At 47.8% G+C, this 22,482-nt stretch carries 21 protein-coding genes; 6 read left to right on the plus strand and 15 right to left on the minus strand.

The features are described 5' to 3' along the window. Nucleotides 1-20 precede the first annotated feature (20 nt). Together PIL01S_RS25020 and PIL01S_RS25025 are read left to right on the plus strand one after the other, a co-directional pair. Nucleotides 21-1,052, plus strand: coding sequence for a permease (locus PIL01S_RS25020; RefSeq protein ID WP_127540106.1), 1,032 nt, complete (start codon nucleotides 21-23; stop codon nucleotides 1,050-1,052). Nucleotides 1,053-1,094: 42 nt separating this feature from the next. Then, on the plus strand, nucleotides 1,095-2,078 hold the full coding sequence (locus tag PIL01S_RS25025) for a TIGR03943 family putative permease subunit (RefSeq protein WP_127540109.1): 984 nt from the start codon (nucleotides 1,095-1,097) through the stop codon (nucleotides 2,076-2,078). A 104-nt stretch (nucleotides 2,079-2,182) separates the two neighbouring features. Here PIL01S_RS25025 and PIL01S_RS25030 read toward each other — a convergent pair whose 3' ends face one another. From PIL01S_RS25030 to PIL01S_RS25055, 6 genes are all read right to left on the minus strand, one after another. Further along, entirely contained in the window at nucleotides 2,183-3,484 is a 1,302-nt protein-coding gene (locus PIL01S_RS25030) for a pyrimidine-nucleoside phosphorylase (protein WP_127540112.1), read from the minus strand. Nucleotides 3,485-3,797: 313 nt separating this feature from the next. Beyond that, nucleotides 3,798-4,505 carry a purine-nucleoside phosphorylase gene (deoD, locus tag PIL01S_RS25035; protein WP_127540114.1) on the minus strand — a complete coding sequence of 236 codons (708 nt, stop codon included), beginning with the start codon at nucleotides 4,503-4,505 and terminating at the stop codon, nucleotides 3,798-3,800. A gap of 131 nt (nucleotides 4,506-4,636) precedes the next feature. Next, nucleotides 4,637-5,815, minus strand: a complete 1,179-nt coding sequence (deoB, locus tag PIL01S_RS25040) for a phosphopentomutase (protein WP_127540116.1) — start codon at nucleotides 5,813-5,815, stop codon at nucleotides 4,637-4,639. 29 nt (nucleotides 5,816-5,844) lie between these two features. Then, the gene (locus tag PIL01S_RS25045) at nucleotides 5,845-7,035 is read right to left on the minus strand and encodes a NupC/NupG family nucleoside CNT transporter (protein WP_127540118.1); all 1,191 of its coding nucleotides are present in this window, start codon (nucleotides 7,033-7,035) and stop codon (nucleotides 5,845-5,847) included. A gap of 185 nt (nucleotides 7,036-7,220) precedes the next feature. After that, a complete protein-coding gene (gene deoC / locus PIL01S_RS25050) occupies nucleotides 7,221-7,871 on the minus strand; it encodes a deoxyribose-phosphate aldolase (RefSeq protein ID WP_127540228.1) in 651 nt (216 codons plus the stop codon). A gap of 213 nt (nucleotides 7,872-8,084) precedes the next feature. Next, nucleotides 8,085-9,023: a sugar-binding transcriptional regulator gene (locus tag PIL01S_RS25055; RefSeq protein WP_127540230.1), complete on the minus strand. Its 939-nt coding sequence runs from the start codon at nucleotides 9,021-9,023 to the stop codon at nucleotides 8,085-8,087. Nucleotides 9,024-9,284: 261 nt separating this feature from the next. Here PIL01S_RS25055 and PIL01S_RS25060 point away from each other — a divergent pair, with 261 nt between their 5' ends. Continuing rightward, complete coding sequence (locus PIL01S_RS25060; protein ID WP_127540120.1) at nucleotides 9,285-9,911, plus strand: FMN-dependent NADH-azoreductase; 627 nt, start codon at nucleotides 9,285-9,287, stop codon at nucleotides 9,909-9,911. A gap of 91 nt (nucleotides 9,912-10,002) precedes the next feature. Here the strand turns inward: PIL01S_RS25060 and PIL01S_RS25065 are convergent, their stop codons facing one another. The 4 genes from PIL01S_RS25065 to PIL01S_RS25080 all read right to left on the minus strand — a co-directional run bounded on the left by PIL01S_RS25065 (nucleotide 10,003) and on the right by PIL01S_RS25080 (nucleotide 14,557). Continuing rightward, nucleotides 10,003-10,353: a hypothetical protein gene (locus tag PIL01S_RS25065; protein WP_127540122.1), complete on the minus strand. Its 351-nt coding sequence runs from the start codon at nucleotides 10,351-10,353 to the stop codon at nucleotides 10,003-10,005. A gap of 153 nt (nucleotides 10,354-10,506) precedes the next feature. Next, entirely contained in the window at nucleotides 10,507-11,169 is a 663-nt protein-coding gene (locus tag PIL01S_RS25070) for a class II aldolase/adducin family protein (protein ID WP_127540124.1), read from the minus strand. 27 nt (nucleotides 11,170-11,196) lie between these two features. Then, nucleotides 11,197-12,696: a rhamnulokinase gene (locus PIL01S_RS25075; RefSeq protein ID WP_127540126.1), complete on the minus strand. Its 1,500-nt coding sequence runs from the start codon at nucleotides 12,694-12,696 to the stop codon at nucleotides 11,197-11,199. A gap of 70 nt (nucleotides 12,697-12,766) precedes the next feature. Then, nucleotides 12,767-14,557 (minus strand): L-fucose isomerase, encoded by a 1,791-nt coding sequence (locus tag PIL01S_RS25080; RefSeq protein ID WP_127540128.1) that lies wholly within the window; start codon nucleotides 14,555-14,557, stop codon nucleotides 12,767-12,769. A gap of 403 nt (nucleotides 14,558-14,960) precedes the next feature. Here PIL01S_RS25080 and PIL01S_RS25085 point away from each other — a divergent pair, with 403 nt between their 5' ends. Then, the gene (locus PIL01S_RS25085) at nucleotides 14,961-15,989 is read left to right on the plus strand and encodes a LacI family DNA-binding transcriptional regulator (protein WP_127540130.1); all 1,029 of its coding nucleotides are present in this window, start codon (nucleotides 14,961-14,963) and stop codon (nucleotides 15,987-15,989) included. A 106-nt stretch (nucleotides 15,990-16,095) separates the two neighbouring features. Here PIL01S_RS25085 and PIL01S_RS25090 read toward each other — a convergent pair whose 3' ends face one another. The 3 genes from PIL01S_RS25090 to PIL01S_RS25100 all read right to left on the minus strand — a co-directional run bounded on the left by PIL01S_RS25090 (nucleotide 16,096) and on the right by PIL01S_RS25100 (nucleotide 18,853). Next, nucleotides 16,096-16,989, minus strand: a complete 894-nt coding sequence (locus tag PIL01S_RS25090) for an NAD-dependent epimerase/dehydratase family protein (RefSeq protein ID WP_127540132.1) — start codon at nucleotides 16,987-16,989, stop codon at nucleotides 16,096-16,098. 130 nt (nucleotides 16,990-17,119) lie between these two features. Further along, on the minus strand, nucleotides 17,120-17,842 hold the full coding sequence (locus PIL01S_RS25095; RefSeq protein ID WP_127540135.1) for a class I SAM-dependent methyltransferase: 723 nt from the start codon (nucleotides 17,840-17,842) through the stop codon (nucleotides 17,120-17,122). A 30-nt stretch (nucleotides 17,843-17,872) separates the two neighbouring features. Then, a complete protein-coding gene (locus PIL01S_RS25100) occupies nucleotides 17,873-18,853 on the minus strand; it encodes a Gfo/Idh/MocA family protein (protein ID WP_127540137.1) in 981 nt (326 codons plus the stop codon). Between the two features lie 180 nt (nucleotides 18,854-19,033). Here PIL01S_RS25100 and PIL01S_RS25105 point away from each other — a divergent pair, with 180 nt between their 5' ends. Both PIL01S_RS25105 and PIL01S_RS25110 read left to right on the plus strand, forming a co-directional pair. Then, entirely contained in the window at nucleotides 19,034-19,618 is a 585-nt protein-coding gene (locus PIL01S_RS25105) for a bifunctional transcriptional activator/DNA repair enzyme AdaA (RefSeq protein WP_127540139.1), read from the plus strand. Then, on the plus strand, nucleotides 19,615-20,436 hold the full coding sequence (locus tag PIL01S_RS25110; protein WP_127540141.1) for an SPL family radical SAM protein: 822 nt from the start codon (nucleotides 19,615-19,617) through the stop codon (nucleotides 20,434-20,436). Before PIL01S_RS25105 ends, PIL01S_RS25110 begins: the two co-directional genes overlap by 4 nt. A 108-nt stretch (nucleotides 20,437-20,544) precedes the next feature. Here PIL01S_RS25110 and PIL01S_RS25115 read toward each other — a convergent pair whose 3' ends face one another. Further along, the gene (locus PIL01S_RS25115; protein ID WP_127540143.1) at nucleotides 20,545-21,651 is read right to left on the minus strand and encodes a Gfo/Idh/MocA family protein; all 1,107 of its coding nucleotides are present in this window, start codon (nucleotides 21,649-21,651) and stop codon (nucleotides 20,545-20,547) included. A 99-nt stretch (nucleotides 21,652-21,750) separates the two neighbouring features. Then, nucleotides 21,751-22,476: a ThuA domain-containing protein gene (locus PIL01S_RS25120; RefSeq protein ID WP_127540145.1), complete on the minus strand. Its 726-nt coding sequence runs from the start codon at nucleotides 22,474-22,476 to the stop codon at nucleotides 21,751-21,753. Between the last annotated feature and the right edge of the window lie 6 nt (nucleotides 22,477-22,482).

Below are 22,482 nucleotides of genomic sequence, written 5' to 3' on the forward strand. Positions count from 1 at the left end.
CGGTTGTGGAGGTCTGTTGTATGAAGCTTGCAGCCAATATGAAGCTCCTGTCCATCCTGGTTCCCTGCGCCTTTCTTGTTCCCGTGCTCATCACGATGTCCTCTGATCTGAAACAGGCGTGGAACAGCGAAGCTTTGCAGAATATAAAAACCGTATTCATCGGTATCTTCCTTGAAGCTGCCCCTTTTCTACTTATCGGTGTACTGCTCTCTTCACTCATGCAGTGGTTCGTGTCGGAAGAAATGGTACGCAAGCTTACACCAAAGAACCCTGTTGGTGGAGTATTAGTGGCTGGTTTACTCGGCATCATATTTCCCATCTGTGAATGTGGCATGATACCGGTTGTTCGCCGTTTGATGCATAAAGGCATGCCTGCATACATTGCAGTTACATTTATTCTTAGCGGCCCAGTAGTCAATCCGATCGTGTTTACCGCAACATTGCTCGCTTTTCCATCTCATCCCGAAATCACGATTGCCCGCATGGGACTGGCCTTTGCCGTCGCGGCTTCGATTGGCTTGTTGGTATATTTGTTTGTACGGCAGAATCCTCTGCGCAAAGCCAAGGTTGCCGTGACAGAGGTCAAGACTCACTCCGCATTCAAAATGGCACATCCACCTAAGCACGACGACCACGACCATAACCATGAGAAAAACTGGCGCAGCTTCTTTATCCATGCCGGAGATGAATTTGTTGATATGAGCAAGTATTTGGTCATTGGTGCATTGATTACAGCCTGCATACAGACGTTTATTAGTCGAAATGACTTGATTGCGCTGGGGAACGGACCGGTTGCCTCCTATGTGTTTATGATGGGATTTGCTTATGTATTGTCTCTTTGTTCGACTTCCGATGCATTTGTAGCCTCTGCATTCTCGCATACCTTCGCTCTTGGTCCACTCATATCATTTCTTGTTCTTGGTCCTATGCTCGATTTCAAAAGCACACTGATGCTGCTGTCCACTTTCCGCACAAGGTTTGTCATTGGGTTAAGCATAGCCATTATTGTTCTCGTCTTCACTGGATCTTGGCTGATTAACCTTCTGGTGTAGCGTATATGCTCATTTCATTGAAGATTGTAAAGAGGTGATTAGATGATTCAGCCTGCATCCGTTCACGCCTATCGTCATACTCCAAGGAGGCACTCCATCCAGTGGCATTCATTAATCCGTTCGGTATGGATTGGTGGTCTTGCCGCATACATCATCCATTTGAAGGAGATTGATTCTTTACATTATTATCTAGCACCTACGATGCAGCGTTTGCTGTTATGCTGTCCCATACCACTCCTGTTCATCGCGGTCATTATGGCTTGGCATGGACTGTTCGGTCATGGCCATGTCCATTGCGATTGTGAACATCCACCTCCGTCTGGAGGGCTTCGAAGCTTGGTGACGTACGGCTTAATCCTGTTTCCACTGCTACTCGGCTTTTTGCTGCCGGATCAGGCACTCGGCAGTTCCATGGCCAGTCAGAAAGGCATGTCGCTGTCTTACGCTCCTCCCGAAATCCGGCGTAAAGAACCTGCACCTGAGGAAGCTGCCAGCCTGAATATTCAAGATTTTGCCCAGAACCAATCATCTGCTGCATCTGGGTCAGCGAGTAAAGTCCAATTCATACCTCCTGATGAATACAGCCGTGAATTTGCTGAGCTAGCGGAAAAATTGATTGCAGAACCGGTCATCAAGGTTTATCCTGAGATTTTTTCGGAAACGCTCGGAACCATTGACATGTTTCAACGACAATTTGCTGGGAAGCCGATCTCCCTTACGGGCTTTGTCTATCGGGATGAAAGTATGGATCATGAATCACATTTTGCACTTGGGCGGTTCCTCGTCATGTGCTGTCCAGCAGATGCAGCGCCATTTGGCGTAATGATCCACATCCCTGAAGCCGACAGCTTCCCTACCGACAGCTGGGTACAGATTGATGGCAGCATCGGTTCTGCGCAGGTGAATGGCAAAGATACCATTGAGATACGGGCAGCAAAAATTACTGCTGTTTCCGAGCCATCCACGCCTTATATTTATACCAATGCAGATTCCGTAATGGCTTATGATAAACTCCAAGGGAAATGAAATTCTCAGATTCATTGAACGAGAAAAACCCGAAGCCATGAATCCACGGCTTCGGGTTTTGCAATTCAAGTCCAAGATATATTGTACTCGGGGGCTCTGATTGATTATTCTGTTACAATATCATGAACGAGCACAGGGGCATCGGCGTGATCTGCGATGGTAATGTTCTCTTTGATCTTCGCGATCACGTCTGCCACATCCTCACGATTGGCATGGATCGTTACCAGCGATTCACCAGCTTTGACCTTGTCGCCAACTTTTTTGTTCAGCATCAAGCCTACAGCAAGATCAATCTCGGATTCTTTGGTAGCACGACCTGCACCAAGCAGCATCGCAGCGGTTCCGATCTCATCCGCAACGATTCCAGCGACATAACCGTCCTGATCAGCTTCAACTTCGATCAGATATTTCGCCTGTGGCAAACGATCCGGATGGTCGACGACAGACGCATCGCCACCTTGGTTGGCCAGGAAATGCTTGAATTTCTCCAGTGCCTTCCCGTTCTGGATCACTTCTTTCAATTTCTCTTCCGCTTGTTCCAAGGAGTCTGCTTTGCCAGCAAGGAACACCATTTGACGTCCGAGTGCAAGACACAGTTCTTCCAGATCTTTTGGTCCTTTGCCCTGCAGCGTCAGAATCGCTTCTTTCACTTCAAGCGCGTTACCGATCGCAAAGCCCAGTGGTTGAGACATGTCGGAGATGACAGCCATCGTTTTGCGCCCTACATTGTTACCGATGCTGACCATGGCATGTGCCAGTTCTTTTGCATCTTCCGTCGTTTTCATAAATGCACCCGCACCCGTTTTTACATCCAGTACGATGGCATCAGCACCTGCAGCAATTTTCTTGCTCATGATGGAGCTGGCGATGAGCGGAATGGAGTTAACTGTTGCTGTTACGTCACGGAGTGCATAGAGCTTCTTGTCAGCTGGGGTAAGGTTACCACTCTGACCGATAACTGCTACCTTATGTTCATTTACGAGTCTAATAAATTCTTCCTTTTCCAGCTCAACGTGGAAACCGGCAACGGACTCCAGTTTGTCTGTCGTTCCGCCGGTATGACCCAGGCCGCGTCCGGACATTTTCGCTACAGGAACATCCAGTGCGGCAACGAGCGGTGCTAGTACCAATGTCGTTGTATCACCGACGCCTCCGGTGGAGTGCTTGTCTACTTTGATGCCTTCAATGGCGGATAGATCGATTGTTTCCCCTGAATTAACCATCGACATCGTTAGATCCGCACGTTCCTTGTCCGTCATATCCTTGAAGAAAACGGCCATCGCCCAAGCGCTGACTTGATAATCCGGAATTTCTCCTTGGGTATAACCTTGAACAACAAAATCAATTTCAGCTGTTGTCAGTTCTTTTCCGTCACGTTTTTTGGCAATAATGTCTACCATTCTCATGATGATCTCTCCTTTGTTGTGGTGAGTGTTTACACGGTCACTCCGATGGCAGAACAACCTTCCGACCGCTGTTATCCCCAGATTTCTTGATTCCCTCCTTTAATGGGGGAAATCCGGTGATAAAGGCGGACGCTTCGCTTCTTCAGGTTTATTCTGCCCTCTCCGTTATCGTGTAAATTTGTATGTTATTGTGGTGGTAAAAAACTCGGAGACAAAGGCGAACGCTTCGCTTCTTCAGAATTGATCCGTGTCCTTCACTACGTGCTAATAACAAAGTTTCAATTCAAATCAATTGCTTGGTTAATAATAAAACCTACAGCGTGATTGCTGTTTCTAGTGCAACGACCATCATGTCATTGAATGTTTTTTGACGCTCCTCCGCAGAGGTTTCTTCACCTGTTAGCAAGTGGTCGCTTACTGTCAGAATAGTCAATGCATTAACGCCAAACTTCGCTGCGATCGTGTACAGTGCTGTCGTTTCCATTTCCACGCCCAATACGCCGTGCTGCATCAATTTTTCAGTAACAGAACGGTCATCACGGTAGAACGAATCGGAACTGAATACGTTACCCACATGGATTTTCATGCCTTTTGCTGTCGCGCGGTCATACGCTTCTTTCAGCAAGGAGAACGTTGCGATTGGGGAGAAATCATACCCGCCAAACACAAGCTTGTTCATGCTGGAGTCTGTACAGGACGCTTGAGCTAAAACGACGTCACGAACACGCACGTGCTCCTGCATACCTCCACATGTTCCCACGCGAATGAGGTTTTTGACGCCATATTCGCTAATCAACTCATTGGCATAGATGGCGAACGATGGAATTCCCATGCCTGAACCCTGCACCGAAATGCGTTTTCCTTGATATGTACCCGTAAAGCCCAGCATTCCGCGAACTTCGTTATAACAAACGACATCTTCGAAATACGTATCCGCAATATATTTAGCGCGCAATGGATCTCCTGGCAAAAGGATCGTTTCTGCGATATCTCCGGGTTTGGCTCCAATATGTGTACTCATGGTTAAATCTCCTCCAGTTTATCCATTAATATAGTGATGCCAGGTCCCGGGCAGCCTAAGCTGCTCCGGTGAACCTGTCCAATTTATTTTAAAATCAAATACTGTACCTGATTTCGGTAAACAACGGTAACCTATTTCAAATCTTTCAGGAAGCTTGTACCATACTCCGGCAATTGAACACCGAAGTTATCGGCTACCGTAGCACCAAGATCGGCAAATGTACTGCGCAGTTCAAGCTGCTTACCTTCAGTGAAGCGTGGGGAATACACAAGCAGTGGCACATACTCACGTGTGTGGTCCGTACCACGATACGTTGGGTCGTTACCATGATCAGCTGTAATGATCAGCAGGTCATCGTTGGTCATTTTCCCAAAAATCTCTGGCAGACGCGCATCGTAATCCTCAAGTGCTTGAGCATACCCTTGTGGATCACGGCGATGACCGAACAATGCGTCGAAGTCTACCAGGTTCAGGAAGCTAAGCCCGGTGAATTCTTCATCCATCGTCTCGGACAATTTGTCCATGCCATCCATGTTGGACACTGTACGGACAGATTTGGTCACCCCTTCACCATCATAGATGTCTGCGATTTTACCAAGGGCAATGACATCAAATCCCCCGTCCTTAAGCTCATTCATCACCGTACGGCCGAATGGTTTGAGCGCATAATCGTGACGGTTCGCTGTACGTTTGAAGTTACCTACTTCACCAACGAACGGACGAGCAATGATACGGCCCAGCATGTATGGGTCATCAAGCGTGATCTCCCGGCAGAATTCACAAATTTCGTACAGCTCTTTCAATGGCACCACATCTTCATGTGCTGCAATCTGCAGAACCGAATCAGCAGATGTATAGATGATGAGCGCTCCTGTTTTCACATGCTCTTCACCAAGCTCATCAATGATTTCCGTACCGCTTGCGGGTTTGTTCCCGATGACTTTACGGCCTGTCTTCTCTTCGATGCGCTGAATCAGCTCATCCGGGAAGCCATTCTCGAATACACGGAACGGCGTGTCAATATAGAGTCCCATGATCTCCCAATGGCCTGTCATTGTGTCTTTGCCTCGGGACGCTTCCTGCATTTTGGTATAATACGCTTTGGGTGCATCCGAGACAGGAATGCCCTCAATTTCTTTAATGTTGGACAGTCCGAGACTTGCCATATTCGGCATGTTCAAACCTCCGCGTTCACGTGCAATGTGACCAAACGTATCCACATCGTAGTCATCGAATTCTGCCGCATCCGGTGCTTCACCGATACCTACAGAATCCATAACGATCAGATGTACTCTTTTGAATGTTGACATAACTTACGCACTCCTTCCAATTATCCGGCTTACAAGAACAGTCCGGCGATGATCGCAGACAGCACGCTGACAAGCGATGCACCGTAAAGCAGCTTCAGACCGAAGCGGGCCACCACATTGCCCTGTTTCTCATGAAGTCCCTTGACCGCACCGGCAATGATACCGATGGAGGAGAAGTTGGCGAACGATACAAGGAAGACCGACACGATGCCTGTCGTACGGGCAGACAGTGCGGTTTGTTTGGTCAGATCCAGCATGGCGACGAATTCGTTCGACACCATTTTGGTTGCCATAATACTTCCCGCCTGAATCGCTTCTTTCCAGGGAACGCCCATAATAAACGCAAAGGGTGCAAACACATAACCAAGCAGTTCCTGGAACGAAATGCCGAGAACAGCACTAAATATGCCGTTAATGAGCGCAATCAGGGCAACGAAACCGATGAGCATTGCTGCAACAACGATCGCCACTTTGAAACCGTCCAGAATGTACTCACCCAGCATCTCGAAGAACGATTGTTTTTCCTCTTCCTGCACTTCCAATATATCTTCTTCCTCGGTTACCTTATAAGGATTCACGATGGAAGCGATGATAAAACCGCCAAACAGGTTCAGCACAAGCGCTGTAACCACATATTTCGGATCAATCATGGACATATAGGCACCGACAATGGACATCGATACCGTGGACATGGCTGATGCACATAGTGTGTACAGCCGATGCTTCGGCAGCAAACCGATTTGTTTTTTTACGGAGATGAACACTTCAGATTGCCCCAGAATGGCGGAAGCAACCGCGTTATATGATTCCAGTTTGCCCATTCCGTTGATTTTGCTTAATACCAGACCAATATATTTTATAACAAAAGGTAAGATTCGGATATACTGCAATATACCAATCAGGGCAGAGATGACGACAATCGGCATCAACACCGTCAGGAAAAACGGGCCACTCCCGCCTTCTGCTCCAACGTTTACTAAACCGCCGAAGACAAAGGTAATTCCTTCGTTTGCATAGTCCAAAAGGTTTTTAAATATCGTGGAAAATCCGCCAATCAGCCATGTTCCCACATTGGTGTTCAGCAAAGCATAAGCGAGGATGATCTGTAAAACAATCATGACGGCCAGCGGCCGGTAGCGAATTTGCTTCTTGCCGTTACTTGCAATGTAAGCCAGTCCAAAAACAACAAGTAAACCAAGAATGGCAATCAGAAATTTCATATAATCTCTCCTTTGAAGGTAGTTAAGCCAGATGTTGAATTCAGCTCAAAGGGCATACAGTAAAATCAAGCTTTCAGAAAAATTATGAAGCGCTTACAAACTGTTCATTTGATAGAGGTTGAGAACCTGTTCCCCATCATCGGTGTACATACCGGTTTCTGGAGAACAGATCAACGACCTGGTTATTAGTAAGAGGATGTAGATTGTCCGCCTTGCATGATTTTCACGCCGGAGCTTGCACCAATACGAGTTGCTCCTGCTTCAATCATTTTTTGCATGTCTTCCAGGCTGCGTACCCCGCCAGATGCTTTTACACCCATATCTGGTCCAACTGTGCGACGCATCAGGGCGATGTCTTCTGGCGTTGCCCCACCTGTAGAGAAACCTGTGGATGTTTTGACAAAATCAGCGCCTGCTCTAACAGCTGCTTGGCATGCACGTACTTTTTCTTCGTCTGTAAGCAGACACGTTTCGATGATGACTTTTACCAATGCTTTACCCGCTGCTGCTTCAACAACTGCACGAATATCCTGCTCCACATAGTCATCTTTTCCATCTTTTAAAGCACTGATGTTGATAACCATGTCTACTTCTGTAGCACCTTTAGCGATTGCATCTGTCGTTTCGAACGCTTTGGTCTCGGAAGTGGAAGCTCCTAGAGGGAATCCGATTACTGTACAGATATCCACGCCACTGCCTTGAAGCTGCTCTGCAGCATAAGAAACCCATCCCGGATTCACGCATACGGAAGCAAATTGGTACTGTTTCGCTTCTTCCGTCAATTGGTTGATTTCGCTTTGCGTTGCGTCCGCACGAAGCAAGGTATGATCGATCATTTTGGCTAATTGAGCTGTAGTCAATTGAATCTCTCCCTTATCTGAACTGTTTATTTATAGCCTTACACTAACATGAACATATGTAAAAATCAATATGAACCTTTGTTCACTCTTGTTCACCCACTATTATGAGCGAAACAATGCTTATAGCTTCTGCCCTAAAAAAGCAAAACATCCACCATTCTTCCGTGGCAGATGTTGTCATCCTCAGATTTAGAATCGAAGCAGAGCCTGCGCCGTGTACTGGTCTGTTACCAGAATGTTAGCATAGTGCCCTTTGAGCGCAGCGTGGATGGCTTCAATTTTGCGTTGACCACCGGCAACAAGGATCGATTTCTCTTTGTTCCGTAATTCGGCCAGGTCAATCCCTACAGTTCTGCTGTTGATCTCTTCACTAATCAATTGACCCTCAGCATCAAAGAAACGTGAACAGATATCACCCGCACCCGAATTCATCAGCAATTGCTGTTCCTCTTCGTTGAAATAACCCAGCTTGAACAGGAGGGCATCCTCCTTCACCGTACCCACAGTGAAGATGGCGATGTTGGCCTGCCTGCCGAGCTCTACGATGCGTCCGATGTGCCGGTCAGCTTCCACCATTTTCTTGACTTCAATATTGTCAAAAATAACAGGCAGGGGCAAGTACCGCGGAACGGTATGGAACGCTTCCGCGAACAAATGCACGATCTCCGCTGCATACGTGTTGACGTGGGAATGACTTACGCCTCCCTTTAACTGAACGACTTCAACACCTTTAACCTGTTTGGCCCGAAGCTGTTTGGCCACCGCGTACATCGTTGTTCCCCATGTCACGCCAATAATATCTGCATCCTGTACGGTGTCCTGCAGATAGTCCGCAGCTCTTTTGCTGATATGCCTCTGTATCTCTACATCACTCTTCAATGGTGCAAAACAGACGAGTGCGGTATCCAGATTATATTTGGCTTTAAGTTCTCCGGCAATGATATCAATGTCCTCCAGCGGGTCCATAATTTCAATACGGACATAACCTCGGTCCTTGGCATACTGGAGCAACCTAGATACGGTTGGACGAGACACCCCCAGCCTAACGGCGATATCCTGCTGGCTGTAATCCGACTGATAATACAATTTGGCTGCTTCAATGCTTAATCGTTGTTTCTCCAGATCCATTCCCATTTGCAATCATCTCACTCATCCATGGTATCGTTTGCAATTCTTGTTCCATACTGATTCATATTTTAATTCACTGCTAGTCCAGTTTATTATACATCATGAAGTACCAGGTCACTATTCCTTCTGTAGCTAATGACATATGAGAAGATTTGTGAAATCCAAGCATAAAAAGAACTCTTGGGTGAATACTACAGCGGTCACTTTATCGTTTGAGGAATTATGAATTCACCAAAATACATGACTGAGAGGAAGTATTCTATGCCAACCCTACTGTATATTACTGCCCATCCACATGATCATGAGATCTCCTTCAGTATGGCCACTGGTCAAGCTTTTATAGATGCATACCGGGAAAGCAATCCATCGGATGAGGTTGTCCATCTCGATCTGTATCGCTCCAACATCCCGCATATTGATGCCGATGTGTTCAGTGGTTGGGGTAAACTCCAATCCGGCAGTGAACTCACTGCGGAAGAGCAATCCAAGGTAAGCCGTCTGAATGAGCTATCGGATCAGTTTGCATCAGCTGACAAGTATGTTTTTGTTACTCCGATGTGGAACTTCTCATTTCCTCCAATCATGAAGGCGTACATTGACTCCATATGTGTGGCTGGCAAAACGTTCCGCTATACAGAGCAAGGTCCGATCGGACTTTTGACGAATAAAAAGGCACTGCATATTCAGGCCCGTGGCGGCATTTATTCCGAAGGTCCTGCAGCTCAAACGGAATCCGGGCATCGATATCTGAGCATCATCATGTCATTCCTGGGTGTACCCAAGCTGGATGGGATCTTCATTGAAGGTCACAACCAATTCAGAGAACGGGCGGATCAGATAAAACAGGATGCGATTGAACAGGCTCGAACTGCAGCGAAGCAGTTTTAATCATGAAATAAAAAAAGTAAAGCCCGCTATGCTCCCCTATAAGTATAAGGGTGACATAGCGGGCTTTTATATAATAGAGAATGATATCTGATTATTGTTGACCGGCACTGGCACGGCTTATGGTTTCAAGTTTGCGGGTAATGGCATTACGGTCCACTTTCAACCCCCAGATCATTTCAATGATTTGCTCTTTCTCTTCAGCGGAATCCGCATGTTTGAGCTGCATTAAGAGATCATGCATCTGTTCATTAATCCCTTCAAACTGGGTCCAGAGATCCTGGCGTACTTCTTGAGAATCCAAGTGACGATTAGCGTCCACTTCTTCTTTAAGTGCTTGCAGAATGGAGTTCTTCCACTCATCGTCACCTAACTGTGTCGCTATGTTCAGGAGATCCAGATAATCGTCAACAAGAAGTGAGTTCAATTCAGCATGTGTTTTCATCGTTTATTGCATCCCCTTTTCGTCTATTTACCAAGTATTATACTCGGTTTTTCAGGATTTGCAATAGGTGTCGGAATAAGGTTCAGCTTTTTGCTGTTTATGTCGAATTATGACGAAATAGTTCGAATACACTCTATATGGTTACTCTTGGTATTACGACTTGAGCTGTTGCAACAACTGGATACGATACGCTTCACTCTCCAGAGATTGGATCTCTTTATATTGTTCAGCCGTAAGAACCCTTGGTTCTCCAGCTGCCTTGGCAATCATGTACACTTTCGCACTTTCCTCCACCACTTGAGTTCGATAATAGGCTTCGCGCAAATTTTTTCCTGTCGTGACCAGTCCATGATTGACAAGAATGAGGGCCGAATGGGAGTCAACCTTAGCAGCGACTGCATCGGCCAGCAGTTTGGTCGTGGGTAGAACGTAAGGAATGAAACCGACGTCCCCTACAAGTGCAGACTGGTCCGGAAAAAGGTGAGGCAGTTCATCGTACACGAGGCTCAGAGCGATCGTATATGCAGGATGCGTATGAACAATCGCTTGAATATCGGGATTCACGCGATAGCTGTACAGATGCATTAACACTTCTGAGGAAGGACGTGTTGATCCCGCCCGGGTCTCACCTGTCCCGATATCAACCGCAATCCACTCCTCCGGTTCAATATCCTCAAGTGCATAACCACTCGGAGAGAGCAGCATCGTCCCTTCCGAACGGGCACTCAGGTTGCCTCCAGGCCCAACCACGAGACCCTGCGCTACCGATCTGCGGGCATATTTGGTCAGTTCTTCTCTTACCAGCTGTTCAGTCATGTGTTTCTCCACTCCCTTAACTTCTTTTTATTTCAATCCCTTCGTTAACCGCCCATTCAGTTTTTGATAGATTTCATAGGCTTCCTGCCATAGCAGGTTATCCTCTGGCTCATAGGTTTCCAGAGTGAAGGAAGCGGCGGCAATCTTCCGGATTTCAGACAAACTGCCTACTTCGCCATGGGCCAGGAATTGCACCATGCAATTCCCGGCGGCAGTTGCCTCCACTGGCCCTGCTACAACAGGAATACCGGTGGAATTCGCTGTAAACTGACACAGTAAACGATTCTGAACACCTCCGCCTACCATGTGAATAACGTTGGGTCGGCTCCCCGTGACAAGTTCAAGTTCATCCAGAGTCTGCCTGAATTCCAGAGCCAGGCTTTCCAAAATGCAGCGTACAATCGCTCCAATTGTTTCCGGAGTAACTTGCATGGTGGCATTGCACTGCTTGCGTATTCGTTCAGGCATATCACCCGGTGTTAGATAAATCGCATCCCCCGGCAGGATAAAGCTTTGTAGCGCTGGAGCCGATGATGCGAGGTGAACCAGTTCCTGATGACTGAAAATATGATTTTCCCGTTCCCACTGCCTTTTGCACTCCTGCAGAAGCCATAGACCTGACCGATTCTTCAAAATTCTTGTCTTGCCACTGACCGTCCCTTCATTGGTGAATCCCAGTCCTCGGCTGCGTTCATCCAATACTGGTGAGTCGCGTTCCATGCCCATTAATGACCATGTTCCACAGCTAATAAAAGCAAAATTCGGATCTGACGCAGGAATGGCTGCAAGTGCTGAGGCTGTATCATGAGAGCCCACCGATATGACTTGCATGGGTTCGATTCTTAACTCTGCGCACAGATCATCTGTTAATCGTCCCAGCACAGTGCCTGGCCGAACAATGGGTGGGAAAAGTGTTTCAGGTAAACCGAGGCGGCCAAACAAGGATTCATTCCAGCGGTCCTCTCCGGCATGCAAAAGTCCGCTTGTGCTAGCAATGGTATATTCACAGGCCTGCTGTCCCGAGAGATAAAAGTGAAACAGATCCGGCATGAATAACATCCGTATATCCGGAGGTAATTCAGCATTTTCCCGTAAGCTTCCAACCAATTGGAACACCGTATTAATCTGCTGAGGCAGGACGCCGGACATGGTATACAGATCTTCTTCATTAACCATACGCAGCGTCTCTTTCATCCAATTGGCATTACGTGATTCCCGGTAATGACGTGGGTTCCCGCACAATCTTCCTGCTCCATCCACCAAGCCATAATCAACACCCCATGTGTCCACGGCAATGGAACGCACCGGGTGATTTAATCCTTGAGTGCCCTTTACAATGCCCTGTTTCAGTTCATGGAACAGTCTTAAGAAATCCCAGTACAATCCGTCCGCAAGCTGAACGGGATCGTTACTGAATCGATGTACTTCCTGTAACGCAAGCATCTCACCGTCAAAACTTCCCCTGACCACCCGGCCGCTTCCGGCACCATAGTCAGAAGCAAGCACATGGTTTGCCTTATTTCCCATCTCTCTTGCCTCCTCCTTTGGAAGAACGCCATATTCTGATTAGGCAGAATATGGCGTCTGACAGGATCGTCTAACGGTATAAAGGTCCAAACACACTGCAAGCACGATAATCTGCACTCTCCGGTTCACTTGTCCCGAATAACCCCCATGCCCGTGGACGGAATATCTCGGAATCCGGAACATTGTGCATACTCACCGGAATCCGCAAGATTGAAGCCAGGGTTAGGAGATCTGCTCCGATGTGCCCGTATGAGATCGAGCCGTGGTTGGCGCCCCATTGGTTCATGACTTCATAAACGGAGGTAAATGCGCCTGTTCCTGTTAAAATCGGAGCGAACCATGTTGATGGCCAAGTCGGATCCGTCCGCTGGTCCAGCGTATTATGCACTTCATCAGGCAGATCCACGGTGTAACCTTGCGCGAGCTGCAGTACAGGACCAAGACCCTTAACCAGATTGAGACGTGTCATCGTGACGGGCATCCCGCCTTTGGTCAGGAAGTCAGCGGAGTAACCGCCCCCCCTGAAATATTCGACTGAGGCAGGTCTCCATGATGTCGACTGCAGGCAGGTCTGAACTTCTTCATCTGTAATTTCCCAGAAAGGCTTCAGAGCAGGATTACCGTCTCTGGATTGCTGTCCAGTACCGTCAAGTGCCGCGGAACCTGAATTGATCAAGTGGAGAATTCCGTCTTTCGCTTTTCCCTCCAATTGATGTCCTGTTACACGTGCTACCGAGTCCGGACTCCAATACGTACGTACATCTGCAAAAATCTGGGCTGTATGAGTGAGCAGTGAGCCGAACAGCATGGACACACCATTCAGGCTGTCATTTTCTGTGGCCACCAGATAAGGGGAGCGTTTGCCATTCCAGTCAAAGGATGAATTCAGGATCGACTCCAGGAAATCGCCATTAGGCGAATGATCCGTCCACTGCCGCTGACCCTGGAAGCCGGATACAATCGCGTGATGACCCATCGATTCTTCTGTAAAACCGAGTTCTGCCAATCTCGGATTGCCTGCCATCAGATCACGTACAATCTGAGTCATTTTCACAACAGTTTCCCATTCATACTCTTTCCGCTTGCGATCTGTTTGCAGATGAGGTGGGTTGTTATCCGGCCCTTCTATGCAATTTTCTTTCACCCAAGCCAGTGCCAACTTATACTCTTCCGGATCATAGATTTCTTCCTCAATCCGCCGGGTCAGCTCGCTCATGTCCACATATTCGTTTCTCATGCCGAGATATTCCTGAAAAAAGGAATCGTTCACAATGGATCCGGCAATCCCCATGGATACCGAGCCAATGGACAGATAAGCCCGCCCCTTCATCGTAGCGGCTGCAAGACCCGCCCGGCTGAAGCGAAGCAATTTCTCACGGACGTCATCTGGAATGGTCGTATCCCCGCCATCCTGAACATCCTCCCCATAGATTCCGAACGCCGGAATCCCCTTCTGAGCATGGGCAGAGAGTACGGCTGCCAGATAGACTGCGCCAGGCCGTTCCGTACCGTTAAAACCCCAGATGGCCGTAGGTATGGATGGAGACATATCCATCGTTTCCGTACCATAACACCAGCATGGAGTAACCGTAATGGTGACACCAACATTCGAACGATTGAACAGCTCTGCCGCCGCAGCTGCTTCGGCTACACCGCCAATGCAGGATTCGGCAACGACGCATTCGACCGGGGAGCCGTCCGGATAACGAAGTTCTGCCGTAAGCAGCTCAGCTACTGATGTTGCCATTCGCATCGTTTGTTCCTCCAGGGATTCACGTACTCCCTTGCGTCTGCCATCAATGGTGGGACGAATACCAATCTTGGGAAAAGCCTGTTTATAACGGTAATCCTGATGTGTCATACTAAAACGTCCTCCTTCAAGTGGTTTCTGGATAGGTACGAATTGATTTCACGTTTGTCTTTCAGGATGCAGTTAAAGCGGTCAGACCATGACGATATAATCCCGATACCCATTGGTGCGCCTGTCCTGGACAAGAGAGAAACTTATTGAATGAATGCGTTTACAAATTAAAATTGAACAAGAGTCCACTTTATGTATGGATCACCATGATGCAGTCCTGTCTCTCTGCAGGAACGGATGTATAAAGCAAAAAAAGAATGAATACTGTGAAAGGATTTGCTGAAAAATGGTTCGTTTTTCACTTTGGGTTATCGGTAACCCTAACATAGCACGCGCCCATATTGCTGTCAATCGGCATTATCCTATAGAATGGTAAGACTATGTTATGAGAGGTTAGATTCTATTGATCACGATTTATGATATTGCCAAGAAAGCCAATGTTTCTGCCATGACGGTCTCCAAAGTGATTAATCAAACAGGTCGCATCAGCACGGCCACCAGGGAACGCGTACAGCAGGTTATTGATGAACTCGGGTATATCCCCAATTCGAATGCACGCAGCCTTGTACTTCAGCGAACACAGATGTTATCTCTGCTGATTACCGATATCACCAATCCATTTTATACGACACTCGCACGCGGAGCCGAGGATGCAGCTAACGCTCGTGGATATCGTCTGTTGTTCGGGAATAGTGATGAAGATTACAACAAGGAGAAGAACTATGTGGAGACGATTCTGTCAACGCGTGTAGACGGAGTCCTGTTTGCCCCTGCGGGCGACCGTTCCCTCGATCATCTGCAGCAGTTACATGAGAGGAACATCCCGTTTGTGATCTTGGATAGGACAGTACCAGGGATCACATCGGATGTCATTGCGGGGGACAGTCGGCAAGGTGCACTTCTATTGATCCGATATCTGACGGAACTGGGTCACCGCCGCATTGCACTCGTTAACGGCTCTTCCGAGGTTTCTACGGCAAGATTACGTGAAGAGGGCTTTGCTGAGGGGTTACGTGAAGCAGGAGTTAAGGTTGATCCGAAGCTTGTCCTTCGGACGGGCTATCGTGATTTCAGTGATGAGGCTGGAATGGAACAGTTACTTATGCAGCCGGATAAGCCAACGGCTATTTTTGCAGCGAATAATATGCTCGCAATTGGGGTCATTCGTCTGCTGCGTAAAAGAGGGCTGCGTGTACCGGAAGATATCTCCGTCGTTTGTTTTGACGATCTGGATCTGGCTTCCGCTTTTGATCCTTTCCTCACTGTAGCAGCGCAGCCTGCCTATGATTTTGGAGCCAAAGGCATGCATATGCTAATCGACAGAATTGAAGGAACCGCACCGACTGATCCGCAAACGGTCATTCTCCCATCCGAACTGCGTATCCGTGCTTCAGCTTCCGTACCATTAGGGCAATCGAAACCATTGGGATAATGATAGGATTCGTATGTCTGGATTTAAAGTAGTATAAAAAATACAGGACGCCAAGGAGTTACTCACTCCCAGCGTCCTGTTTTACCTTTATGCTTATTTACCAAATTTAACCTTCGGATTGCAGCGCCAGTGCCACTTCACGTACGAGACCCGGAAACCAGTCCATCAGTGCTTCAAAGGTATATCCGGCCTGCTCTGCCTTGGTTGTATCCATCGTCCATGATTCCGAGATACCGAAGGGCGACATATCCTCCTGAACGGTTTCGCGTAACACTTGGGACTGCATGCCTGTGACTGTCTCAATCAGATTCATCATGGCAGACAGCGTAATCGAGCCTTTCGAAGCGGCGTTCACAGGTCCGGTAATCGACGAATGCCCTAACCAGGCGAGAAATCTGGCTGCTTCCGTGGAATTGATAAATCCAATCTCGGCGTCCGGATTCGGCATGCCGATCGGCTTTCCTTTTTGCACATGTTCAATATGAAAATGCAGTCTTCTCGTGTAGTCGTCTATTCCAAGTACAATTGGAATTCTCATCGCCACGACCGGGAAACTCGCTTCCTGAAAAAACACAGCCTCCGCTAGCCGCTTGCCCTCTCCATAGGAGAAGTCCTCGTGGCTACCGTATTGCACGGGATACGTGTACGGATCAAAATCCTCTTCCGTGAATCCCGGTTTGGGATCGCCGTAAACGGATAGCGTTGATGTAAGTACATATCTTTGGGTACGTCCCGCAAAAGCCTCACACGCCGACTTCGCCGCATTCGGTGAGTAACAGATGTTATCATACACCACATCCCACTGGTCAATCTGTGCCACTTCAGCTAGAGATTGCGGATCCTCCCGATCCATCTTGATCCGGTTCACTTCCGGCCCGAAGTCCACGTTCGTTTTGCCGCGCGTCGCAACGGTAATTTGCGATTTTCCTTCCCACAGCAAATGATCGACCAGACGTTTGCCGAAAAAGCGCGTCCCGCCAAGAATGAGTACCTTTTTCATCCGATAGACCTCCTACCCTCTTCTGGTGTTTCGTATATTATAGCGAGGTTTGCAGTATTACAACAAATATACCCCGTAACGCAACAGTTAACCTGTGTTTCAAGGATGGAAAGGGCTGTTATCACATCACTCAGGATTCAGGTTTTGTAATTTTGAGTATCGTATGGGCTCCTTGCTGAAATTCATACGTCGTGCTGACTTCTGTAACACTGAATCCAAGGTTCTTCAGAAAGGACTGGATCTCGTCCATATGTTCATAACGTTTACCAGACAGATCGACTATAGGGAAAATCCGCAGCTCCTGTCTTGTTACGCGCAGCAATTCAAGAATGGTTCGCTCATGGAAGCTGAAGTCTAATCGATCTGCATACGTAAACAGAAAATGCGCAGATAACGTCATATCGAATTGTTCGTCAGTGAAAGGCAGCACGGGAAGCTCTGCATAGACATACTGCAAGGGAAAGCTCCTCATATCTGCCGTACAATCCCGAAGTGCACTCATTCTTGCTTGCTTCAAGCCATCCATTGAACCGAAATAGTCCCATTTGTATCTGTCACGCACCTGTTCCAATTGCTCGATGGTATGTTCGACGTCTTGCTGCCCTTTCAGTTCCAATTTGTCGATTTCGTGTTCGTATGCAATATCTGCTGCCATGGAATTTACGCCATGCCTGCGGGCAAGGCTGCTGAATGAACAAGCCCCACCCGGACAATCCAGAATGGATCTGCCACGGAGATCTTCTGCTGAAAGGTTGAACATTGACATATATTCCTCATACGTTCGTCCAATAAAAATAATCTTCTCCAGTTCAAGACCTAGACTCTTGTTCTGTTGCTGCTCTTCTCTACTCATCTCGTCTCAGCTCACTTTCCTGTTATTCCATTAATCGTTCGGGAAAACCAGACCAATCTGCTTGCGGATTTGATCCATGACCTGCATCGTTTCATAGGAACGTTCATAGCTGTTCTGCTCGGATTCCTGTTTCCCCTGCTGAACGAGGTTAACGAATTCCTCCACCTCGTAATACATGGCTGGATAGGTCTGCTCGGCTGTCAACAGTTCAACCGTACCGTCATTGTATCGTATTTCCGCATGTTCGGGGGATCCGATTTTATCAATGATAATGCTGCCGCGCTCTCCCATAATTTCACTTGGCACATGAGAGTTGGAGATCTTGGAGTAAGTCACCACGGCTTCCATCCCATCGTAGCCAAGAAGTACACTGCCCTGTCCGTCGACACCTGAATCCAGCATGATGGCCTGAGCTTGAACCTGATTTGGTGCACCAAACAAGGTGATTAGCGGGTACAGACAGTACACCCCAAGATCCATTAATGCGCCGTTTGCAAATTCTGGCTTGAATGCATTGAGCACAACTCCCTCTTTGTACTTGTCGTAACGGGATGAATACTGACAGTACCCCGCGATATATTTGCGCACAGGTCCAATTTTGTGCAGGTGGGCCTGTACCATTTTGAAGGTGGGAGCCAGCGTTGACTTCATCGCTTCCATTAGCAAAACGTTGTTATCGCGAGCTGTGTTAATCACATGAGAAACCTCTGCAGCATTGGCTGCAAGTGGCTTTTCGCATAATACATGCTTGCCGTTTCTCAGAAACAGCGCCGTCTGATCAGCATGGTATGTATTGGGTGTAGCAATATAGACCGCATCAATCGTGTCACTCGCTGCCATCTCCTCCAGGTCAGTGAATCGATGCTTGGCGTTATATTGATCTGCAAATGCATTCGCCTTGTCCTCTGTCCGTGAGTAGACAGCTGTTAATTCGAATCCCTTCACATGTGCTGCAGCTTCAAGAAGCCGTTCTGTAATCCAGTTAGTACCTACAACTCCGAAACGAACCATTATTACCTACCTCTTTCGTGAATGAATTTCGCATGTACATCATCCTGCTCATTGTAGCATATTTCATTCCCTTGTACGGAAAGGATAGTCGTCTGCTTGCCATTGAGATCTTGCTATTTCATGCGAGAGTTGGTTGAACATCTTTCGTACAAGGGTATAATGTGTCGTGAGGTGATCCCTATGAAGCTTCGGGATAAACAAGAGTTTCCTTCTTTTTCATTAGATGAAACGCAATGGACTGCCATTATCAGCAATGATGCCTCCTATGACGGGAAATTTTATTATGGTGTCAGGACGACAGGTATTTTTTGCCGACCTTCATGCAAATCCAAAGATCCGAAATACGAAAATGTACTGGGTTTCCATCATCCTGAAGATGCACTGGCACAAGGATTCAGACCATGCAAACGCTGCAAACCTACAGGACAGCGTGTTCCTGATCAGGAATGGATTTCCGTTGTAACGAATTACATTAACCATCATTATTCAGAATCTCTTACTCTGGATATTCTTGCCCAGATCAGCCATGGTAGCCCGTATCATCTGCATCGTGTCTTCAAGCGGATTACGGGCATAACTCCGGTGCAATATATTCAGAACACACGGATGACCGAAGCGAAAAAATTGCTTGTGAGTACTTCACTCTCGATTTCAGATATCGGTCGCCAAGTAGGCATAACTAATCCTGCCTATTTCAGTGCCGTGTTTCGCAAGCTTACAGGGCAGACACCTGCTCATTACCGGGAACAGGAGCAACACCAATGAAGAAGACCCAATATTTATATAAATCACCAAAGACTCTGTTGAACAAAGGGACCGGTTTCCTTAACGGATATACTCACACGCTAAATCCCTATACAGGATGTGCCTTTGGATGCTCTTACTGTTACGTCAGGCAAATGCCCGTTTCTTTATTCCGCAAGCAGGATTGGGGAAGCTGGGTTGATGTGAAGCAGGAAGCTGCCAGCGTACTTGCCAAAGAGTTGAAACGTGCACGCTCCAAAGGTAAAGTCACCATCTTTATGTCATCCAGTACCGATCCATATCAGCCTGTCGAATATAAGGAGCAAATTACCCGTTCACTGCTCGAAGTGATGATACAGCATCCTCCGGATTTCATTCTGGTTCAAACCCGCAGTCCTCTCGTTACACGGGATATGGACCTGCTGCAGCAATTAGGTGACCGTGTGCGTGTCAGCATGACGATTGAGACGTATCGGGATGATATTCGCAAACACTTTAGTCCGGCTGCACCACCCATTCCCGGTAGATTACATGCAATGGAAAAACTAAGGGATGCAGGTATAGCTACTCAGGTTGCGATTGCCCCTGTACTTCCGAGCAGCGATAACTTTCCTTCCCTCCTTCGGCCTCTGGTTCAGCGTGTATGTATCGATGATTACTTCATGGGCGATGGCAGTCAAGGGAAACGCACGCGCAGATTGGGCATGGAGTCGCTCTATCAGGAGTTAGGCGTAGAAGACTGGTATCAACCTGAGGCCTATCAGATCGTCGAGGAACGGATGAGAGAGCATTTTGCGGAACATGAGATCTGGATCAGTCAGGCAGGATTTGAGCCTTAAATGTGGTTTATACGATCAATTTGTAAGATCAAAACAAACGAAGAGCCCTGCTTCCTTAAGCGGAAGACAGGGCTGCTTGTATTTGTATTAGCATGCTGCATATAAAAATTATTGATCAAGGCTATATAGTGCCAAACCTTCTGGCAGAGCAGAAGGACGCTGACAGGTGCTTCTCATTTTATAGAAAGTCTGCTCATCGGAAGAGTCATGGAATGCCCACATCGCTTCAAGAACATGGTAGGCAAGCTCTCCGCTCGCTCGGTGAGCGCGGCCGCTGTTAGCAGCATACGCCATATCAGCTACACCAATCCCGCGTGTATTTTCCTGATAGCCCGGAAGAAGAGGTACCTCCGTCCACTCCTGTTCACCCAGCAAACGGTAACGTACAGGGCCGCCAAATGTGTTAGGATCGGGTACCTGCAGCGTGCCGTGCGTGCCATAGATCTCAATCGGTGGCAGTGTGCTTCCCCCAAAAACATCAAAGCTCGTAATCAGCGTGCCAATGGCACCTTGCTCGAACTGCAATAGTCCTGCCACATGCGTTGGAATATCAACGGGGATGGTCTGCCCTCTCTTTTTCTCACTTGTGATTGTACGCTCTTCCATCGCTTTGCCTGTCATGCCAGCAATGGAGCTGATCGGACCCAGCAGCTGCACTAATGCTGTCAGATAGTAAGGCCCCATATCGAACATCGGTCCGCCGCCTGAAGCGTAGTAGAATTCCGGATCAGGATGCCAGTGTTCATGCCCTCGGCTCATCATGAAAGCCGTAGCAGCTACAGGTTTGCCAATAACGCCATCTTCAACCAGTTTGAGTGAGGTCTGAATGCCTGATCCGAAGAAAGTTTCAGGTGCGCAGCCTACCAGCAATCCTTTGCGCTTGGCTGTTTCCAGAACAGCCTGCCCTTCCTCGCGTGTAACGGCGAGTGGTTTTTCGACGTAGACGTGTTTTCCCGCTTCAAGAGAGCGTAAACATACATCTGCGTGGACAGCAGGAATCGTTAAATTGATGATCAGTTCAATCTCTGGATTGGCCAACATCTCATCAACCGTGTATACATTCGGAACGTTATAGGCTGCTGCCTGCTCTTCAGCCCTCTTGCGGTCAATATCCGCCACGGCAACCAGATCTAAGATTTCGAATCGGTGACAGTTTTCCATATAAATACTGCTGATTTTACCACAGCCAATAATGCCTACTTTCATTGTTTTCATGCAGGTGGGCTCCCTTCAAACGGATCGGAATTGTGGAATGCTGGTCAAGATTTGCTCATGTACGTATGTCCCTTGGTTTATCACAAAAAGTAACGGAAATTAAGTTTGGTTATCGGCCATGCCTGTGTACACTTCAGCTTTTTGGCCTGTTGTATTATTGGCAACCGCTTTGCCTGCTGCAGCCCATTTGAAGCCACTGCGCATCATTTCGGTGACTTGCTGCATCTCTACAATATCCGCATGATGACCAAGCGAGTTGTAGTACACACGGCCAGCACCCCAACGCTTCGTCCATACAACCGGCATATCCACTGGCCCATTCGCTGAATGGGGACCTTCCACGACCGGGAAACGAGTTGTTGCCAGTACTTCAACCGCAGGGTCAACGTGCAGGTAGTATTGCTCGCTTTTCACCTGAAAATCTTCAATGTGGTCCAGCAGCGGACTTGAACCGCGTTTGATGTTTACCGTATACTCGACGCCATCATTGCCCGGGTGTGCAACCCATTGACCGCCAGTCATGAACTGCCAATCGACATTGTTCCGGAACGCATCACACATCCCGCCGTGAATACCTGCGAGCCCAACGCCGCTCTGAACGGCAGCCGATACATTGTTGACCAGTTCCTGTTCAATCTGTCCCATCGTCCACAGAGGGACGATCAGATCGAGTCCCAGCAGTTTGTCGGCATCTGCATAGGCTTCCAATGTATTCGAGACCTCGACCTCAAACTGTTCTTCCTTCAAAATGCGCTCAAAAATCGCTGCTACCTGTTCCGGTTCATGTCCATCCCAGCCGCCCCATACAATAAGTGCCTTACTCATCGCTTT

Origin of the sequence: Paenibacillus illinoisensis NBRC 15959 (assembly GCF_004000925.1) — a bacterium.
GTDB lineage: Bacteria > Bacillota > Bacilli > Paenibacillales > Paenibacillaceae > Paenibacillus > Paenibacillus illinoisensis.

Coding starts and splice junctions, on each gene's coding strand:
- PIL01S_RS25065 (WP_127540122.1), bottom strand. CDS start 10,353: ATGAAAACACATGCTGAATTGAACTCACTTCTTGTTGACGATTATCTG.
- PIL01S_RS25095 (WP_127540135.1), bottom strand. CDS start 17,842: ATGAGTAGAGAAGAGCAGCAACAGAACAAGAGTCTAGGTCTTGAACTG.
- PIL01S_RS25055 (WP_127540230.1), bottom strand. CDS start 9,023: ATGGATCTGGAGAAACAACGATTAAGCATTGAAGCAGCCAAATTGTAT.
- PIL01S_RS25060 (WP_127540120.1), top strand. CDS start 9,285: ATGCCAACCCTACTGTATATTACTGCCCATCCACATGATCATGAGATC.
- PIL01S_RS25110 (WP_127540141.1), top strand. CDS start 19,615: ATGAAGAAGACCCAATATTTATATAAATCACCAAAGACTCTGTTGAAC.
- PIL01S_RS25080 (WP_127540128.1), bottom strand. CDS start 14,557: ATGACACATCAGGATTACCGTTATAAACAGGCTTTTCCCAAGATTGGT.
- PIL01S_RS25115 (WP_127540143.1), bottom strand. CDS start 21,651: ATGAAAACAATGAAAGTAGGCATTATTGGCTGTGGTAAAATCAGCAGT.
- PIL01S_RS25025 (WP_127540109.1), top strand. CDS start 1,095: ATGATTCAGCCTGCATCCGTTCACGCCTATCGTCATACTCCAAGGAGG.
- deoC (WP_127540228.1), bottom strand. CDS start 7,871: ATGATCGATCATACCTTGCTTCGTGCGGACGCAACGCAAAGCGAAATC.
- PIL01S_RS25100 (WP_127540137.1), bottom strand. CDS start 18,853: ATGGTTCGTTTCGGAGTTGTAGGTACTAACTGGATTACAGAACGGCTT.
- PIL01S_RS25105 (WP_127540139.1), top strand. CDS start 19,034: ATGAAGCTTCGGGATAAACAAGAGTTTCCTTCTTTTTCATTAGATGAA.
- PIL01S_RS25045 (WP_127540118.1), bottom strand. CDS start 7,035: ATGAAATTTCTGATTGCCATTCTTGGTTTACTTGTTGTTTTTGGACTG.
- deoB (WP_127540116.1), bottom strand. CDS start 5,815: ATGTCAACATTCAAAAGAGTACATCTGATCGTTATGGATTCTGTAGGT.
- deoD (WP_127540114.1), bottom strand. CDS start 4,505: ATGAGTACACATATTGGAGCCAAACCCGGAGATATCGCAGAAACGATC.
- PIL01S_RS25120 (WP_127540145.1), bottom strand. CDS start 22,476: ATGAGTAAGGCACTTATTGTATGGGGCGGCTGGGATGGACATGAACCG.
- PIL01S_RS25075 (WP_127540126.1), bottom strand. CDS start 12,696: ATGGGAAATAAGGCAAACCATGTGCTTGCTTCTGACTATGGTGCCGGA.
- PIL01S_RS25020 (WP_127540106.1), top strand. CDS start 21: ATGAAGCTTGCAGCCAATATGAAGCTCCTGTCCATCCTGGTTCCCTGC.
- PIL01S_RS25070 (WP_127540124.1), bottom strand. CDS start 11,169: ATGACTGAACAGCTGGTAAGAGAAGAACTGACCAAATATGCCCGCAGA.
- PIL01S_RS25090 (WP_127540132.1), bottom strand. CDS start 16,989: ATGAAAAAGGTACTCATTCTTGGCGGGACGCGCTTTTTCGGCAAACGT.
- PIL01S_RS25030 (WP_127540112.1), bottom strand. CDS start 3,484: ATGAGAATGGTAGACATTATTGCCAAAAAACGTGACGGAAAAGAACTG.